Source organism: Paenibacillus sp. tmac-D7 (genome assembly GCF_006519665.1).
GTDB classification, from domain to species: domain Bacteria; phylum Bacillota; class Bacilli; order Paenibacillales; family NBRC-103111; genus Paenibacillus_G; species Paenibacillus_G validus.
In genome coordinates this window covers 1-16,069 of the sequence record NZ_VIDW01000052.1, presented here as the reverse complement: position 1 = coordinate 16,069, position 16,069 = coordinate 1, and the positions used below count along the sequence as shown (strand labels likewise).

Annotated in this window: 17 protein-coding genes; all 17 read left to right on the top strand. The window is 54.2% G+C overall.

The features are described from left to right. Window positions 1-200: 200 nt before the first annotated feature. The 17 genes from nadA to lysS all read left to right on the top strand — a co-directional run bounded on the left by nadA (window position 201) and on the right by lysS (window position 15,814). Window positions 201-1,139: a quinolinate synthase NadA gene (nadA, locus tag FKP33_RS23250; RefSeq protein WP_054797899.1), complete on the top strand. Its 939-nt coding sequence runs from the start codon at window positions 201-203 to the stop codon at window positions 1,137-1,139. Window positions 1,140-1,175: 36 nt separating this feature from the next. Further along, complete coding sequence (nadB, locus tag FKP33_RS23245) at window positions 1,176-2,789, top strand: L-aspartate oxidase (protein WP_127610076.1); 1,614 nt, start codon at window positions 1,176-1,178, stop codon at window positions 2,787-2,789. Beyond that, window positions 2,782-3,660, top strand: coding sequence for a carboxylating nicotinate-nucleotide diphosphorylase (gene nadC, locus FKP33_RS23240; RefSeq protein WP_141336473.1), 879 nt, complete (start codon window positions 2,782-2,784; stop codon window positions 3,658-3,660). The genes nadB and nadC overlap by 8 nt, the downstream gene beginning before the upstream one ends. Continuing rightward, a complete protein-coding gene (locus tag FKP33_RS23235) occupies window positions 3,657-4,421 on the top strand; it encodes a type III pantothenate kinase (RefSeq protein WP_054797900.1) in 765 nt (254 codons plus the stop codon). Before nadC ends, FKP33_RS23235 begins: the two co-directional genes overlap by 4 nt. 4 nt (window positions 4,422-4,425) lie before the next feature. Beyond that, entirely contained in the window at window positions 4,426-5,301 is an 876-nt protein-coding gene (hslO, locus tag FKP33_RS23230) for an Hsp33 family molecular chaperone HslO (protein ID WP_127610078.1), read from the top strand. 63 nt (window positions 5,302-5,364) lie between these two features. Next, the gene (locus FKP33_RS23225) at window positions 5,365-6,303 is read left to right on the top strand and encodes a peptidylprolyl isomerase (protein WP_141336472.1); all 939 of its coding nucleotides are present in this window, start codon (window positions 5,365-5,367) and stop codon (window positions 6,301-6,303) included. A gap of 116 nt (window positions 6,304-6,419) precedes the next feature. Continuing rightward, window positions 6,420-7,358, top strand: coding sequence for a cysteine synthase A (gene cysK / locus FKP33_RS23220; RefSeq protein WP_127610082.1), 939 nt, complete (start codon window positions 6,420-6,422; stop codon window positions 7,356-7,358). Between the two features lie 143 nt (window positions 7,359-7,501). Beyond that, window positions 7,502-9,064, top strand: coding sequence for an anthranilate synthase component I family protein (locus FKP33_RS23215; RefSeq protein ID WP_141336471.1), 1,563 nt, complete (start codon window positions 7,502-7,504; stop codon window positions 9,062-9,064). Then, the gene (pabA, locus tag FKP33_RS23210) at window positions 9,061-9,642 is read left to right on the top strand and encodes an aminodeoxychorismate/anthranilate synthase component II (RefSeq protein WP_054797902.1); all 582 of its coding nucleotides are present in this window, start codon (window positions 9,061-9,063) and stop codon (window positions 9,640-9,642) included. Before FKP33_RS23215 ends, pabA begins: the two co-directional genes overlap by 4 nt. Beyond that, window positions 9,639-10,544, top strand: coding sequence for an aminodeoxychorismate lyase (gene pabC / locus FKP33_RS23205; protein WP_141336470.1), 906 nt, complete (start codon window positions 9,639-9,641; stop codon window positions 10,542-10,544). The genes pabA and pabC overlap by 4 nt, the downstream gene beginning before the upstream one ends. Then, entirely contained in the window at window positions 10,537-11,376 is an 840-nt protein-coding gene (gene folP / locus FKP33_RS23200) for a dihydropteroate synthase (protein ID WP_141336469.1), read from the top strand. Before pabC ends, folP begins: the two co-directional genes overlap by 8 nt. Window positions 11,377-11,398: 22 nt before the next feature. Further along, window positions 11,399-11,761: a dihydroneopterin aldolase gene (folB, locus tag FKP33_RS23195; RefSeq protein WP_141336468.1), complete on the top strand. Its 363-nt coding sequence runs from the start codon at window positions 11,399-11,401 to the stop codon at window positions 11,759-11,761. Window positions 11,762-11,764: 3 nt separating this feature from the next. Then, window positions 11,765-12,289, top strand: a complete 525-nt coding sequence (gene folK, locus FKP33_RS23190; RefSeq protein ID WP_141336467.1) for a 2-amino-4-hydroxy-6-hydroxymethyldihydropteridine diphosphokinase — start codon at window positions 11,765-11,767, stop codon at window positions 12,287-12,289. After that, window positions 12,271-12,501 (top strand): helix-turn-helix domain-containing protein, encoded by a 231-nt coding sequence (locus tag FKP33_RS23185; RefSeq protein ID WP_127610090.1) that lies wholly within the window; start codon window positions 12,271-12,273, stop codon window positions 12,499-12,501. Before folK ends, FKP33_RS23185 begins: the two co-directional genes overlap by 19 nt. A 28-nt stretch (window positions 12,502-12,529) precedes the next feature. Continuing rightward, complete coding sequence (gene dusB, locus FKP33_RS23180; protein WP_054800164.1) at window positions 12,530-13,522, top strand: tRNA dihydrouridine synthase DusB; 993 nt, start codon at window positions 12,530-12,532, stop codon at window positions 13,520-13,522. A 199-nt stretch (window positions 13,523-13,721) separates the two neighbouring features. Continuing rightward, window positions 13,722-14,198, top strand: coding sequence for a transcription elongation factor GreA (greA, locus tag FKP33_RS23175; protein WP_127610092.1), 477 nt, complete (start codon window positions 13,722-13,724; stop codon window positions 14,196-14,198). Window positions 14,199-14,317: 119 nt separating this feature from the next. Then, a complete protein-coding gene (gene lysS / locus FKP33_RS23170) occupies window positions 14,318-15,814 on the top strand; it encodes a lysine--tRNA ligase (protein ID WP_141336476.1) in 1,497 nt (498 codons plus the stop codon). The last annotated feature ends 255 nt before the right edge of the window (window positions 15,815-16,069 follow it).

Below are 16,069 nucleotides of genomic sequence, written 5' to 3'. Positions count from 1 at the left end.
GAAACTGGCCGTGAGGGATAAGCAGTCGTACAGGCGATGTGTCCGAAGCGTATATTTGTTTCTTTTTGTAGGTATTTAAACATTGACATGGCGGGGCCCCCGCGTGTAAATTAGGTGTAAATCTTTATTATCTTTGTGAACATTTTCACCATCTATTTCGGGGTCTTTACATTCGAGAGGAAAGCAAAGGAAGGTGTGTTATGGAAGCACTGGCACTGGAGCGCAAAGCCGAGCAGCAGCGCGAGCTGAAAGAACGGATCGCTCAATTAAAGAAAGAGCGTAACGCCATTATACTTGCCCATTATTATCAGCGGGATGAAATTCAAGAAGTAGCCGATTTCCGCGGGGATTCGTTCCTTCTTGCACAAAAAGCCGCATCGACGGATGCCGATGTCATCGTATTTTGCGGTGTACACTTTATGGGAGAAAGCGCTAAGATTTTGGCTCCGGGCAAGACGGTTATTATTCCCGATGAGCGCGCCGGTTGTCCGATGGCCGATATGGTCAATGTTGACGGGCTTCGCGCCTTGAAGAAACAGCATCCGAATGCCAAGGTCGTCGCGTACATCAATACATCGGCCGAAGTGAAGTCCGAAACGGACATTTGCTGTACGTCGGCTAACGCCATCAAAGTCATAAACTCGGTAGATTCCGATGAAATCATCTGGGTACCGGATAAGAATCTGGGCGACTACGTATCCAAGTTCACGGACAAGAAAATGATCATCTGGGAAGGCTACTGCAACACTCACGATATGCTGACCGTTAAAGACGTTGAGGAGATGAAAGCTCTGCACCCGAACGCCCAATTCGTGGTTCATCCCGAATGCCGTCCGGAGGTTGTCAAAATGGGCGATTTCGTCGGCAGCACGACGGCCATTATCAAGTACTGCAAGGAATCCGATTGCCAGGAATTTATCGTCGGCACAGAAGACGGCACCGGGTATCAGCTGCGCCTTGACAGCCCGCATAAGCAATTTCATTTTGCCACCAAATACTTGGTTTGTCCGAATATGAAAGTGAATAATTTGAAGAAAGTGGTTAAATGTTTGGAGACGAACAGTCCCCAAGTATACGTACCGCAAGACGTGGCCGATAAGGCCCGTGCATCCTTGGAGCGCATGCTGCAGGTCAAGTAGCATGCGCTACTTCTCTTGTTAGGAAGGTGGAGGCTCATGATCCCCCGTTATATGGTCAATTTCGATTTGCAGCAGCTTCCTACCGTATATACTGACGTGATCGTGATCGGCGCTGGCATCGCCGGTCTTTTTACCGCGCTTAGAAGCGCCGAAACGCATAAAGTGCTGATGGTCACGAAAAAATCGCTGCTGGACAGCAACACACGTTACGCACAGGGAGGCATCGCCGCGGTTATTTCCGATGAGGATTCTCCGGCTTATCATCGGCAAGACACGCTAATTGCCGGAGCGGGCTTATGTTCCTCTTCGGCTGTGGACGTTCTCGTACACGAAGGCCCTGCCGGGGTGAAAGATTTGATCCGGATGGGCACAGAGTTTGATATGGAGGACGGCCGGTACGCCCTTACGAAAGAAGGTGCACACAGCCAGCGGCGTATTTTGCATGCGCAAGGAGATGCGACGGGCGCGGAGATCGTACGCGCGTTGTCAGAACGGACCAAGCAGGACCCGAATATTGAAATTTGGGACGATCATTTTGTGATCGATCTCATTACGCAGGACGGCGAATGCTTCGGGGCTCTCGTACAGAAGCCTGACGGGCAGAAAGTATTCATACGCGCTAACGCCACGGTGTTGTGCAGCGGCGGAGCGGGGCAGTTGTTCCGTTATACGACCAACCCGGACATTGCGACCGGGGACGGCATCGCCATCGCTTACCGGGCCGGAGCTAACATACGCGATGTGGAGTTTATTCAATTTCATCCGACGGCCCTTTGTTATCCGGGCGCCCCGCGTTTCCTGATCTCGGAAGCGGTACGGGGCGAGGGAGCGGTTCTCCGCAACATCAATGGAGAACGCTTCATGGATCGTTACCACCCTCAACTGGAGCTGGCGCCCCGGGATATCGTCGCGCGTGCGATCGTCAGCGAAATGGAGCTGACGAAGTCGACCTTCGTTTACATTGACTTTACGCACGAATCCGAGGAGACGGTTAAATACCGTTTTCCTACGATCTATGAAACTTGTTTGACCTTCGGCCTGGATTTATCCTCTGACTGGATCCCGGTCGCCCCGGCCGCCCATTACATGATGGGGGGCGTGGAGACGGATTTGCACGGCGAAACGACGGTGAAACGGCTGTTCGCCTGCGGCGAAGTCACGTCGACCGGCGTGCACGGAGCCAATCGGCTGGCCAGCAATTCGTTGTCCGAGGCGATCGTGTTCGGACGCCGGATTGTGGAGCGTATCCGCGAGCTGGATAAGATAACGGAAACACCAGTGCTTAGCGAGCGGGGGCGTGCTACGGGGCAAGCCATTCAACCGGTCGTGGAGAAGAAGCTGAAGCTGCAGAAGCTGATGCTGCGTTATGCCGGCTTGAAACGCAATGGCAAAGGACTGGCCAAAGGGTATGAAGAATTGAAGCGGCATCTGGCTATTTTCGACAACTCCTTAGCCAAACGGGAGGAGTATGAGTTCGCGAATCTGCTTATTTGTGCACTTCTGACGACACAAGCCGCCCTGATTAGGGAGGAAAGCCGCGGGGGACACTACAGAGAAGATTTTCCCGAACGCGATGACTTGCTGTGGCGTAAACATACGGTATTCAACCGGGTGAATGGAACGACGGAAGGACGGATTGACGATGTTTGAGTTGAATCGGACGGCTTTGGAACATAACCTGAAAGCCTGGCTGGAAGAAGATATCGGGATGGGGGACGTCACGACGATGACGACGATTCCGGAAGCTTCGGAATCGAAAGGAATCATTCATGTCAAGGACATGGGCATCGTCGCCGGACTGCCGGTTGCGAAGGCGGTTTTCGCCGTCGTAGACCCCGCCTTGAGATTCAAGGCTCTGGCTGGCGAAGGACAAGCTGTCAGCCATGGAACGGTGCTGGCCGAGATTGAGGGCAGCACGCGCAGCATTTTGCTTGGAGAACGGCTGGCGTTGAATTTATTGCAGCGGATGTCGGGCATTGCGACGCGCACGCGGCAGTTTGTCGATCGATTGGAGGGGCTCCCGACCCGGCTTGTCGATACGCGCAAAACGACGCCGGGCCATCGGATGCTGGAGAAGTACGCCGTGCGTGTGGGCGGCGGCCATAATCACCGGTATGGCTTATATGATGCGGTCATGATCAAAGATAATCATATTAAAGGCGCCGGAGGGATCGCTCAAGCCATTAAAAGCGCGCGTGCCAACATTCCGCACACGATGAAGATTGAAGTCGAAGTCGAGAGCTTCGAACAGCTGGAGGAAGCGCTCGCAGCCGGTCCGGACCTCATCATGCTCGACAACATGGAGCCCGGGCAAATGGAGCAAGCGGTGCGGCGCATTAAAAATCAGGCCCCGCATATCATGGTAGAAGCGTCGGGCAGCGTCAGCCTTGACAGCGTGCGCCTCATTGCGGAAACCGGCGTTGACGTTATTTCCGTCGGCCGATTGACCTACTCGGTGCAAGCGCTCGACATCAGCTTGGATTTGAACGAACAGAAGGGGCAGAAGGAGGAGCGCGCATGATTTTAGTAGTGGACGTGGGGAATACCAATATCGTGCTTGGTATTTACGAAGAGAAGCAGCTGCTGCATCACTGGCGGTTGAGCACGAATCGTTCGACCACTGCAGACGAATACGGGATCATGATGTACAATTTGTTCCAGCATGCGGGCATCGAATTGGACCAGGTTGAGGGGGTTATCATCTCTTCCGTAGTGCCGCCGCTGATGTTTGTACTCGAGCATTTATGTTTAAAATATTTAAAGAAAACGCCGCTTGTCGTCGGTCCCGGCATCAAAACCGGACTGAACATTCGTTATGAAAATCCGAAAGAAGTGGGTGCCGACCGCATCGTGAACGCGGTGGCAGCGATCGACTTGTACGGTCCTCCCTGTATCGTTGTGGATTTCGGTACGGCGACGACGTTTGATTATATCGACGAATCCGGGCAATATATCGGGGGGGCGGTCGCTCCGGGCATCGGCATTTCGACGGAAGCGCTGTACCAGCGCGCCGCCAAGCTCCCTCGCATCGAGCTTGTAAAGCCCAAAAACGTGGTCGGGCGCAACACCGTCAATTCCATGCAGGCCGGCATCATTTACGGTTTTGCCGGTCAAGTGGACGGCATTGTCGACCGGATCAAGCAGGAATCGGGCAAGGATCCCCGCGTTATTGCGACCGGAGGTCTGGCCGAATTGATCGCAAGCGAATCGCGTACCATCGAGCTGGTCAACCCGCTGTTAACCTTACAGGGGCTTCAACTGATTTATGAAAGGAATATGTGATCCTATGCAAGAAGATTATTTGATCCGAGGAACCGCGTTCGGCGGCAAGGTGCGCGCATTTGCCGTTCGGACCAAGCATATCGTGGAAGAGCTCCGGGTCAGACACCAGACGACTCCGACCGCAACGGCGGCTTTGGGGCGAACGGTGACGGCCGCGCTTATGATGGGGACCATGCTGAAGGGCGAAGAGAAGCTGACGGTTCAAGTCAAAGGCGGCGGTCCGATCGGCCAAATCGTAGCGGATGCGAACGCCAAGGGCGAAGTGCGGGGCTACGTGGATAACCCGGCGGTCGACTTGCCGCTGAATGCGATCGGCAAGCTGGATGTGGCCGGTGCGGTCGGCACCGACGGTTTTTTGTATATCACCAAGGATTTAGGCTTAAAGGAGCCTTACCGGGGAAGCATTCCGATAATTTCCGGTGAACTCGCCGAAGATTTCACCTATTATTTCGCGCAATCCGAGCAGACGCCGTCGGCCGTAGCGCTTGGCGTGCTGGTCGATGTTGATTATACCGTGAAGACTGCAGGAGGGTTCATCATCCAGCTGCTTCCCGGCCTGGACGGTCAAGAGATCGCCCAGCTGGAGAAACAGCTCGGGGAGCTGCCGCCAATTACGAAGCTGCTCGATCAAGGCGAGAGCTTGGAGTCGATTTTGAAGACGCTGCTGCCCGATGTGGAAGTGTTGGAACGTCGGGACGATATCAAGTTCCAATGCAAATGTTCGCGAGAGCGTGTGGAGCAAACCTTGATCAGTCTGGGACGTTCCGAGCTGGAGCAACTGCTGGCTGAGGACGGGCAAGCAGAGGTGTCTTGTCACTTTTGCAATGAAACCTATAGGTTCAACGGGAGCGAATTAAGCGAACTGATTGAATCTATCTAAGAGGCGATGAGGGGCGGAAGAGGTCTGTCCGAAGATAGAAGTGACCATTCGAGGGGATAGGACATGCGAAACGTTAAGGTTTTATGGGGAATGATCGCTGTGTTGCTGATCGCTGTGGGCATCCTTTCCTCCGTATTAACGGCCCGTTCCTTCCTTCAGCCCGCTGCGGATCCCATACTCGAACCACCGTCGAAGGCCGATCATGAGCTAACGATTGCCAGCATCGGAGATAAAGATATTACGCTGCGAGATTTGGAACAACAATTGCTTCAGAAACACGGCAAAGAGACGCTCGAACAAATGATTGACCATGAGGTCATTCGCAGGGAAGCGGAAACGCTAGGCATCCAGGTTAGCGAGTCTGAAATCAAGCGGGAACTAGAACGGATGCAGCAAGGCTACGAAAGCGAGAATGAATTTTATCAAGCGATGGAAGAACAGCTTGGATTGACGCGTGAGCAATTGAATGAGGACGTCCGTCACAAGCTTTATACGGAAAAGATTTCGATTCAAGGCATCGCCATCGACGACGCCGACGTGGATGATTATATCGCAAGTCATCCCGACGAATTTAAGGCGACCGTTCTGCTTCGGTTGGAGCAGATCGTGACAGCGAGCAAGGAACAGGCACAGCGTGCGTTGAATGATTTGGCCAAAGGGACGGAGTTTGCCAGGGTCGCCAAGGAGCGTTCCCTCGACGATGCGACGCGAGGGAGCGGCGGCGATCTCGGATGGTTTGAGGAGGACGATCCGTTCGTGCCGGCTCCTATTATGAAAGCTGCCAAGTCGCTCCAGACAGGGCAAATTTCGAAACCGGTAGAAGTCGAAGGACAATTCGTGATCGTTCGGGTCAAAGAGCGTAAAGTGCAGTCCAAAGGCAGCCCGGAAGCGATACGCGAGCAAGTTCGCAAGGAATTGGCGCTGCGGGAAGCGCCGCCTTTGAAGGAAACGATGCAGCGCTTGCGGGAAAAGTGGAACGTCAAGGTGAGCGGAACGTATTGAGCCATGCCATGTAATTTTCATATTGACAACCTTGGCGGGGGTTGATAATATGAAAATATAATACCTAGCAAAACACTCGGATATTTTGAGCCGCTCTTGAGGAGGAGAATTCGCAAATGGCAAGATTAGTTCAAAGCGTTACGGATTTGATTGGGGATACGCCGCTTGTCAAATTGAACCGTGTCGTGCCGGAGGGCAGTGCGGAAATTTATGTTAAGCTGGAGTACCAGAACCCGGGTGCTAGCGTGAAAGACCGTATTGCGATCAGCATGATCGAGGTGGCTGAGCAAGAAGGCCGCATCAAGCCGGGCGACACGATCGTCGAGCCTACCAGCGGTAACACGGGTATCGGGCTTGCTCTGGTAGCTGCAGCGAAAGGTTATAAAGCGATTCTGGTTATGCCGGAAACGATGTCCATCGAGCGCCGCAACCTGCTTCGTGCTTACGGTGCACAGCTCGTTCTGACGCCGGGGGCCGAAGGTATGAAAGGCGCGATCAAGCGCGCTGAAGAAATTCAAGCTGAGAATCCGTCCTACTTCATGCCTCAGCAGTTTAAAAACCAAGCGAACGTGAAAATTCACCGCGAGACAACCGGTCCGGAAATCGTCGAAGCGATCAAAGCCCACGACGGCAAGCTGGATGCGTTCATCTCCGGCATCGGCACGGGCGGTACGATCACAGGCGCCGGCAGCGTGCTGAAAGAAAACTTCCCGGGCATCAAAATTTATGCGGTAGAACCGGCAGCATCTCCAGTGCTTTCCGGCGGTAAACCAGGTCCTCATAAAATCCAAGGAATCGGAGCCGGTTTTGTGCCGGATATTCTGAACACCTCCGTTTACGATGGCGTCATTCAAGTGGAGAACGAAGATGCGTTCGAGACGTCCCGCCGTGTAGCCAAAGAAGAAGGGATCCTTGGCGGTATTTCTTCCGGCGCAGCGATCTATGCCGCTCTGAAAGTGGCGAAAGAACTGGGCGCAGGCAAACGTGTCGTAGCCATCGTTCCGAGCAACGGCGAACGTTACTTGTCCACGCCTTTGTATCAATTTGAAGATTAGTCCTTACGCTTAACCCGAGCCCGCTCCTCACGAGCGGGCTCTTCCTGTTGATGGGAGCGAAGGCCCTCTTTTTTTCACAGCGGTTTTCAAGTATACTAATCCCAATATCACAATCGGAACGAACGGTAAAGGCGGAATGGCGGATGATTCTGACATCTTATGAGGCTTGGAAGGCTTGGGCGAAAGATTATTCGGTGCTGCCTTACGTGCGAAGCTACCCCATACAGGAACCAACGGTCATCTTCTGGGTTCCGGCGTGGCAGGCGGCTGAGCCTGGATCCTTCGTGCTGGAAAGCGGAAAGGGCGGACGTTATACGTTCCTCGGACTGAAGCCCGTATCCGAAATTCGGGGAACCGGCCTGGAAGCGACAGTGCTCGAGCGAGGGAAGGAGCCGCTTCGCCTGCATGGCAACCCGCTTGCGCTGGTCAAACGTTGGATGGCTCCGTTCCGTGGGCCTGCGGTCGATGGGGCGCCGAAATGGATTGGCGGGTGCGTCGGCTTCTGGGGCTATGACGTGGTGCGTACAATCGAGCGGCTGCCCGATCGGGCGGCGGCCGATTTGCCGGTCCCGGATTATGCATTCGTGCGGATGGACGAGCTGTGGATTATCGATCAACAGGAAAGCAAGCTCTATTGCGCTTATAATGTCCACTGTCCACGGGAACGGCAGGAAGACGAATCGTGGCTGAAGGCGCGCTATGACGAAGCTTCGCGAGCGGTGGATGCGATGAAAGCGCAATGGGACCGTATCGACGCAAGTCGGCATCAACCCGAAATCGCGCTTGAGTTGGACAGGAAGCGCCGCAGCATAGAGGAGGACCGGCTGGAAATCGACCTTGAGGCCATGCAGGGCGTAACGCCCGACTTCTCGCGGGAAGCGTTCATGGCGGCGGTCGACCGCATTCGCGATTATATCGGAGCGGGCGATGTCTTCCAGGTCAACTTGTCCTTGCGTCAACATCAACTGCTCAGGTCGTCGCCGGACGATATTTACGAGTGGCTGCGGGCGGTTAACCCGTCTCCCTACATGGGGCTGCTGCGTTTTGCCGACTTTCAGCTCGTTTCGGGTTCGCCCGAGCTGCTTGTACAGCTGGAGCGGGGCGTCGTCCGCACGCGGCCGATCGCGGGCACGCGCCCGCGGGGGGCGAATGCGGATGAAGACCGCCGCCTGGCGGGCGAGCTGATCGATAATGAGAAGGAGCGGGCCGAGCACATTATGCTCGTCGATCTAGAGCGCAACGACCTCGGCCGCATCTCCGCATATGGAACCGTTCGAGTCAGCGACTTCATGGTCATTGAATATTACTCTCATGTGATGCACATCGTCTCGGAGGTGGAGGGGCGGCTTGCTCCCGGAAAAGATGCTTTTGACGTCATCGGCGCTGCATTTCCCGGAGGAACGATAACGGGCGCGCCGAAGATTCGCACGATGGAAATCATCGAGGAGCTCGAGCCGGTGCGGCGCGGACCGTATACGGGTTCCATGGGTTGGATTGACTATAACGGCGATATGGAATTTAATATAATTATCCGCACGTTGGTCGCAGCCGGCGGCATAGGTTACGTACAGGCCGGCGCAGGAATCGTAATCGACTCGCAGCCGGAACGGGAATATACGGAGGCTATGAACAAAGCCAAAGCGATGTGGAAGGCCATCCAATACAGTGAGCGGAGCCAATGTGCCGCAGGAGGTAAAGAGCGATGATTTTAGTAATCGACAACTACGATTCGTTTACGTATAACTTGGTACAGTACCTCGGCGAGCTCGGACAGGACATCGTCGTTCGCCGTAACGACGAGATCGATCTTGCGGGCATCGAAGCGCTGAAGCCGGATCATATCCTTATTTCCCCGGGTCCTTGCACGCCGAACGAAGCGGGGATCAGCTTGTCGCTGATCGATCACTTTAAGGGGAAAATTCCGATCTTGGGCGTATGTCTCGGTCACCAGTCGATCGGACAAATTTTCGGAGGGGACGTCATTCGCGCCGAGCGGTTGATGCACGGCAAGACATCCCAGATTATTCATGACGGCCGCACGTTATTTAAAGGCCTTCCTTCGCCTTTTACCGCGACCCGGTATCATTCATTGATCGTCAAGAAAGAAACGCTGCCGGATTGCCTGGAGATCAGCGCGGAGACGGCCGAAGGCGAAATTATGGGGCTGCGGCATAAGGAATACCCGATTGAGGGTGTGCAGTTCCATCCGGAATCCATCATTACGGATTATGGGCACCAAATTTTGCGGAATTTCCTGCAGGAGACGGTTGTGAACCGGGCATGATCATGGACTGGAACGGTAGCCTGATCGAAGAAAGTCAAGCCGTGGTCTCGGTATACGACCACGGCTTTCTTTACGGCATGGGTTTATTCGAGACGTTTCGTACCTACGAAGGCCGGCCATTTTTGCTGGATTGGCACTTGGAGCGGCTTCAGGAAGGCTGCGACGAGCTCGACATCCGCTACAAGCCGGACAGGGCTGCGCTCGAGCGGCGTATCGACGCGCTGCTCCGCAGCAACGGACTGCACGATGCCTATTTTCGTTTGACGGTAACGGCCGGGCCTGAAGCGCTAGGTCTGCCGGCCGGCGCTTATGAGAAGCCGAACGAGGTTATATACGTAAAGCCGCTGCCGCCCGTTGATCCGGCGCTGCACCGGGAGGGCAAAGCGCTGCAGCGCCTTGTCTTGCGGCGAAATACGCCGGAGGGCGCCGTTCGCTTGAAATCTCTGCATTACATGAATAACCTGCTGGCGAAGAAAGAAATGCGCCGTTACCCGTGGGCAGCGGGAGCCGAGGGACTGTTCCTCGATGGACAAGGCCACCTGTGCGAGGGCTTAGTGAGCAATCTTTTCTTTGCCCGGGGAAGCCGGCTGTATACGCCTTCGGTCGATACGGGCTTGCTCCCGGGGATAACGCGCCGCTTTATCCTTACCTCTGCACATGAGCTGGGGATCGATGTCGTAGAAGGCCGATTCGGCTGGGAGCAGCTGGCGGAAGCGGACGAAGCGTTCATGACGAATTCGATCCAGGAGATTGTTCCGGTGACGAAGCTGTACGAAGAAACAGGCGATTGTCTCAAACTTGGCAGCGGCCGCGTCGGGCCGGTTACCGAACGGCTGCAGCGCCATTATCGGAACAGCATAAATAGGGTTGTTTCAGAAGGGAGAGAGTGGGTAAATGAATAAAACGAAAACCATTGCTTCCGGCGCCGTCCGGCTTGATTACGGAGCCCATACGCTTGTCATGGGCATTCTGAACGTGACGCCGGATTCTTTCTCCGACGGCGGTGCGTATATCGAACCGGAAGCGGCGGTTGCCCGCGCCAGGCAGATGATTGCCGAAGGCGCCGATATCCTTGATATTGGCGGCGAGTCTACACGTCCGGGCTTTGCGCCGGTAAGCGCCGAGGAGGAGCAGCGCCGGGTGCTGCCGGTCATTCGTGCCATCCGCGAAGCGGGCATTGGGGCGCCCATCTCCATCGATACCTACAAGGCCGAGACCGCAAGGAAGGCGATGCTGGCCGGTGCGTCGATGCTGAACGATATATGGGGCTTGCAGAGGGACGCGGAGATGGCCAAGGTGGCGGTAGAGTTTGACTGCCCGATTGTGCTGATGCATAATCGCAAGGAAGCGGTGTATGCTAATTTTATGCATGACGTGCTGGCTGATTTACAGGAAACGATCCGCCGGGCCCAGGCTGCGGGCATTCGGGACGAGCAGATCATCCTTGACCCGGGCATCGGCTTCGCCAAATCGTACGAACAGAATCTCCAGCTGATGAATGAGCTGCATCGCATTCGGGCTCTCGGTTACCCGGTTCTGCTCGGCACCTCCCGCAAAAGCATGATTCGGTTGACGCTGAACCTCCCTGCGGACGACGTCGTCGAAGGGACCGCGGCAACGGTTGCGCTGGGCATCGCGCAAGGCTGCGGAATCGTACGCGTGCACGACGTGAAGGCGATGCGCCGCGTTGCCGACATGACGGACGCCATCGTACGGCACAAGGTTGAAACATAAACGGGGAGGAGGCGCGTTCCTTTTGGATAAAATCATCATGAAAGGGATGGCCTTTTATGGCTATCACGGCGTGTACGCGGAAGAGAACAAGCTGGGTGCGCGGTACTATGTCGATGCGGAGCTGCACATGCCGTTAGACAAGCCCGGTCATTCAGACGCTCTTGAGGACACGGTCAATTATGCCGAAGTTCATGAGCTCGTTAAAGCCATTGTCGAACAGAAAACGTTCAAACTGATTGAAGCGCTTGCGGAACATATTGCATCCGAGGTGCTTCGAACTTATACTGGTATACATGCAATTACAGTTCGGGTGACGAAACCCCACCCGCCGGTAGCTATTCTTTTTGACGGCGTTACGGCGGAGATTCACAGAAAGCGGGCATAACGCATGAACGAAACGGACGCGCACACGCGCGAGCCGCAGGAACTCGCCTATCTCGGTCTCGGCTCCAACATCGGGGATCGGGAACATTACTTGCTGGAGGCAGTTCGCCTGCTTACGGAACATCCGCAGATCGTCGCCGCCGGATGTTCCGGTTTGTACGAAACCGAACCTGTCGGATATGTAGAGCAGGAGGCTTTCTTGAACATGGTCGTCGCTGTCAGCACAACGTTAAGCCCGGAAGCTTTGTTCCATGAGATGCTGCGGGTGGAGCACGAGCTTGGCCGCAAGCGGGAGATTCGCTGGGGGCCGCGGACGATCGATTTGGATTTACTGCTTTTTGGAGACCGGGTACAGAATCGGCCGGATTTGATTTTACCTCACCCCCGGATGATGGAGCGGGCATTTGTACTGGTGCCCCTTGTCGATGTGATGACGCAACGGGAACCGCTTCGAGCCGAGTCGTTTCGCGAACGGCTCGAGCTGGTGGAAGGAAAGGAAGGCGTTTTATTATGGAAAAAAACATGCTAGCCCAGCGCATCCGCGCTTTTCGTAAATTGAAAGGCTTCACGCAAAACGAACTTGCCGAACGGCTCGACGTATCCATTGCCGTGCTCGGTTCGATCGAACGGGGAACCCGCAAGGCGGATCCCAAGATCATTCTGAAAATATCCGAAACGCTCGGCATCGACCCCGAGGAGCTGGCTCCGGCCATGACGTCCTTAAGAAGCGATCGAGCCTAGTGCTTTCATCAGGAAGGAGTGAACTCTAGTGCTGCAAATCGGTAATGTTACTGCGCCCAATAAGGTCGTGCTGGCTCCTATGGCCGGCGTCTGCAATCCCGCCTTCCGCTTGATTGCGAAGGAATTCGGCTGTGGCCTTGTCTGTGCAGAGATGGTCAGCGATAAGGCGATTTTACACGGTAACCATCGTACGATGGAGATGCTCTTCGTCGATGAGCGGGAGAAACCGCTCAGTCTGCAAATTTTCGGCGGCGACACGGAGACGTTGGTGGAAGCGGCGAAGTATGTGGATGAGCATACGAACGCAGACATCATCGACATCAACATGGGCTGTCCCGTGCCGAAAATCACCAAATGCGACGCCGGAGCCCGTTGGCTTCTCGATCCCGGCAAAATCGAACAGATGGTGTCTACGGTATCCAAGGCTGTAAGCAAGCCGGTTACCGTGAAGATGCGGATCGGCTGGGACGACGAGCACGTGTACGCGGTGCAGAACGCGAAGGCCGTTGAGAACGGCGGAGGCGCCGCGGTTGCGGTCCACGGACGCACCCGGGTGCAAATGTATACTGGTCAAGCCAATTGGGATATCATTAAAGAAGTTAAATCGTCCGTTTCGATTCCGGTGATTGGCAACGGGGACGTGTTTACGCCGGAAGACGCGAAGCGTATGCTCGACCATACCGGCGTGGACGGGGTGATGATCGGCCGGGCGGCGCTCGGGAACCCCTGGATGCTGTATCGGACGATTCAATACTTGACGAACGGGGAGCTTCCGCCGGAACCAAGCCCGCAAGAGAAAATCCGCATCGCAATTTTGCATTTGGACCGATTGACGGCGTTGAAAGGCGAGTCGGTTGCCGTGAAAGAGATGCGCAAGCACCTGGCCTGGTATTTGAAAGGTTTGCATGGAGGCGCTCGGATCAAAGACGCGATTATGGAGCAGACGAAGCGGGATGCCATGGTCGAGCTGCTGAACGACTTCGTACAATCGCTGGAAGACCGGGCTGCAACGGTGCAATAAGGCCCTAAATGGAGAGTTATGGACGCGAAATGGCTTACATTGACATTTAGATAGGCTTGAAATATAATCAGTCAATAGTCATCAAGGTCGGCAGGAGTCATGATGTTCCTGCGCGTTCATATAGTAGTAATCAGTGAACTCATATTCGATTTAGCGGTTCCTTTATGAAAATCTTTCACATGACGGGAGACAGGTTGCAATGAGTGAAAAAGAAGTCATTCTCACGCAGGAAGGTTTAAAAAAGCTCGAAGAAGAGCTAGAACATCTGAAATCCGTCAAGCGTCGCGAAGTGGCAGAACGGATTAAAGTGGCTATCGGATACGGAGACATCAGCGAAAACTCCGAGTATGAAGATGCCAAGAACGAGCAAGCGTTCGTTGAGGGTCGTATTATCACGTTAGAGAAGATGCTTCGCAACGCGCGCATCATCAATAACGACGAAGTCGACACCGATACGGTTAACGTCGGCTCCCGAGTGATCTTGAAAGACCTCGAATTTGGAGATATTGTCGAGTATTCGATCGTAGGAACGGCGGAATCCGATCCCTTTCAGAATAAAATCTCCAACGAAAGCCCGGTTGGCAAGTCTATTCTAGGCAAACGTAAAGGTGCCGTCGTGGACGTTAACGTTCCTGCAGGCGTCATTCAGTATGAAATCGTCGATATTAAGAAGTAAAATTTGAAGTAACGACAAGAAGCTTCCACGGGAAGCTTTTTTGCCTATAGTCCGGGTGCCCCGCTGTTGTCGCGTCGGCTCCCGGCTTCCGGTTATTCAACAAGCAAGGAGCGAAGATGATGACAGTGGAATTGGAATTAAATGAACTGCTTCAAATTAGACGCAACAAATTGGACGAGCTGCGCGGGCTCGGAGTCGACCCGTTCGGACAAAAGTTCGATCGCACTCATCATGCGGCGGATATTGTGAAAGCCTATGAGTCCCAGAGCAAAGAAGAGCTGGAGGCGCTCGGCGTCGAAGTGAGCATTGCCGGACGCATTATGCAGAAGCGCGAAATGGGCAAGGCCGGCTTTGCCCATCTTCAAGATATCACGGGTAAAATTCAAATCTATGTCCGCGCGGATACGGTTGGCGAAACGCCATACAAAGCCTACGATCTCCTCGATATCGGCGATTTAATCGGCGTACGCGGCACCGTATTCAAGACAAAAACGGGCGAACTCTCGATTAAGGCGAAGTCCGTCGAAGTATTGTCGAAATCGCTGCTGCCGTTGCCCGAGAAATACCATGGCTTGAAGGATGTCGAACTGCGCTACCGTCAGCGCTATGTGGACTTGATCATGAATCAGGACGTTCAACAAACGTTTATTACCCGTTCCAGAATCATTCAATCCATGCGGCGCTATTTGGACTCCCGCGGCTATTTGGAGGTCGAGACTCCAACTTTGCACGCGATCGCAGGCGGGGCTGCGGCTCGGCCGTTCATTACGCATCATAACGCATTGGACATGCAGCTCTACATGCGGATTGCTATTGAGCTCCATCTGAAACGTTTGATCGTCGGCGGCATGGAGAAAGTGTACGAAATCGGACGTGTATACCGGAACGAGGGTATTTCGACGCGTCACAATCCGGAATTTACAATGATCGAGCTGTACGAAGCCTATGCCGATTACCAAGATATCATGAAGTTGACGGAAGAAATGATTGCGCATATCGCGCAGGAAGTTCTCGGCTCGACGACGATCTCGTACCAAGGTCAAGAGATTAATCTCGCTCCGCCTTGGCGCCGCGTGACGATGGTCGACGCGATTAAAGAAGTGGTAGGCGTCGATTTTAGCGTGGAGATGAGCGACGAAGAAGCCCATCGTTTGGCGAAAGAGCATAAGGTTCCGGTGGAGCCGATGATGACGTTCGGTCATATTGTGAACCAGTTCTTCGAAACGTTCGTGGAAGAAACCCTGATTCAGCCTACGTTTATTACCGGACATCCGGTAGCGATTTCGCCGCTCGCGAAAAAAAGCAGCAAGGACCCGCGTTTCACGGATCGCTTCGAGCTGTTCATTGTGGCGCGCGAGCATGCCAATGCGTTTACCGAACTGAACGATCCGATCGATCAACGGGAGCGTTTTGAAGCGCAGCTTGTTGAGAAGGAGCAGGGGAACGACGAGGCGCATGAGATGGATGAAGATTTCATCCGCGCGCTGGAGTACGGTATGCCGCCTACTGGCGGACTAGGTATCGGGATCGACCGCTTGGTCATGCTGCTGACCGATGCGCCTTCGATCCGGGACGTCTTGCTGTTCCCGCTGATGCGCGAGCGGCAAGGGGAGTAGCCTTATATAGAAAAGCGCGCGGCTTAGACACAGGCCGCGCGCTTTTTTTGCGCAGATTCAGCATTTTTAATTATTTTGTCGAAAAAACACTTGCATTCCGGCTGCAGATTTGATATATTACTCCTTGTCGCTTCTGAACTAACGGACTGCAAGTTAAAAGTTGAAAAATAACTATTGCAATTCAGTAGGCAGATGTGATATTATATAAAAGTCGCTTTTGACGGAAATGTAAAATGAAGTCGAAAATGACTGAAA

What these genes read in the sequence shown, in the direction of transcription:
- nadA (WP_054797899.1), top strand. Translation starts at nt 201, where the DNA reads ATGGAAGCACTGGCACTGGAGCGCAAAGCCGAGCAGCAGCGCGAGCTG.
- nadB (WP_127610076.1), top strand. Translation starts at nt 1,176, where the DNA reads ATGATCCCCCGTTATATGGTCAATTTCGATTTGCAGCAGCTTCCTACC.
- nadC (WP_141336473.1), top strand. Translation starts at nt 2,782, where the DNA reads ATGTTTGAGTTGAATCGGACGGCTTTGGAACATAACCTGAAAGCCTGG.
- FKP33_RS23235 (WP_054797900.1), top strand. Translation starts at nt 3,657, where the DNA reads ATGATTTTAGTAGTGGACGTGGGGAATACCAATATCGTGCTTGGTATT.
- hslO (WP_127610078.1), top strand. Translation starts at nt 4,426, where the DNA reads ATGCAAGAAGATTATTTGATCCGAGGAACCGCGTTCGGCGGCAAGGTG.
- FKP33_RS23225 (WP_141336472.1), top strand. Translation starts at nt 5,365, where the DNA reads ATGCGAAACGTTAAGGTTTTATGGGGAATGATCGCTGTGTTGCTGATC.
- cysK (WP_127610082.1), top strand. Translation starts at nt 6,420, where the DNA reads ATGGCAAGATTAGTTCAAAGCGTTACGGATTTGATTGGGGATACGCCG.
- FKP33_RS23215 (WP_141336471.1), top strand. Translation starts at nt 7,502, where the DNA reads ATGATTCTGACATCTTATGAGGCTTGGAAGGCTTGGGCGAAAGATTAT.
- pabA (WP_054797902.1), top strand. Translation starts at nt 9,061, where the DNA reads ATGATTTTAGTAATCGACAACTACGATTCGTTTACGTATAACTTGGTA.
- pabC (WP_141336470.1), top strand. Translation starts at nt 9,639, where the DNA reads ATGATCATGGACTGGAACGGTAGCCTGATCGAAGAAAGTCAAGCCGTG.
- folP (WP_141336469.1), top strand. Translation starts at nt 10,537, where the DNA reads ATGAATAAAACGAAAACCATTGCTTCCGGCGCCGTCCGGCTTGATTAC.
- folK (WP_141336467.1), top strand. Translation starts at nt 11,765, where the DNA reads ATGAACGAAACGGACGCGCACACGCGCGAGCCGCAGGAACTCGCCTAT.
- FKP33_RS23185 (WP_127610090.1), top strand. Translation starts at nt 12,271, where the DNA reads ATGGAAAAAAACATGCTAGCCCAGCGCATCCGCGCTTTTCGTAAATTG.
- greA (WP_127610092.1), top strand. Translation starts at nt 13,722, where the DNA reads ATGAGTGAAAAAGAAGTCATTCTCACGCAGGAAGGTTTAAAAAAGCTC.
- lysS (WP_141336476.1), top strand. Translation starts at nt 14,318, where the DNA reads ATGACAGTGGAATTGGAATTAAATGAACTGCTTCAAATTAGACGCAAC.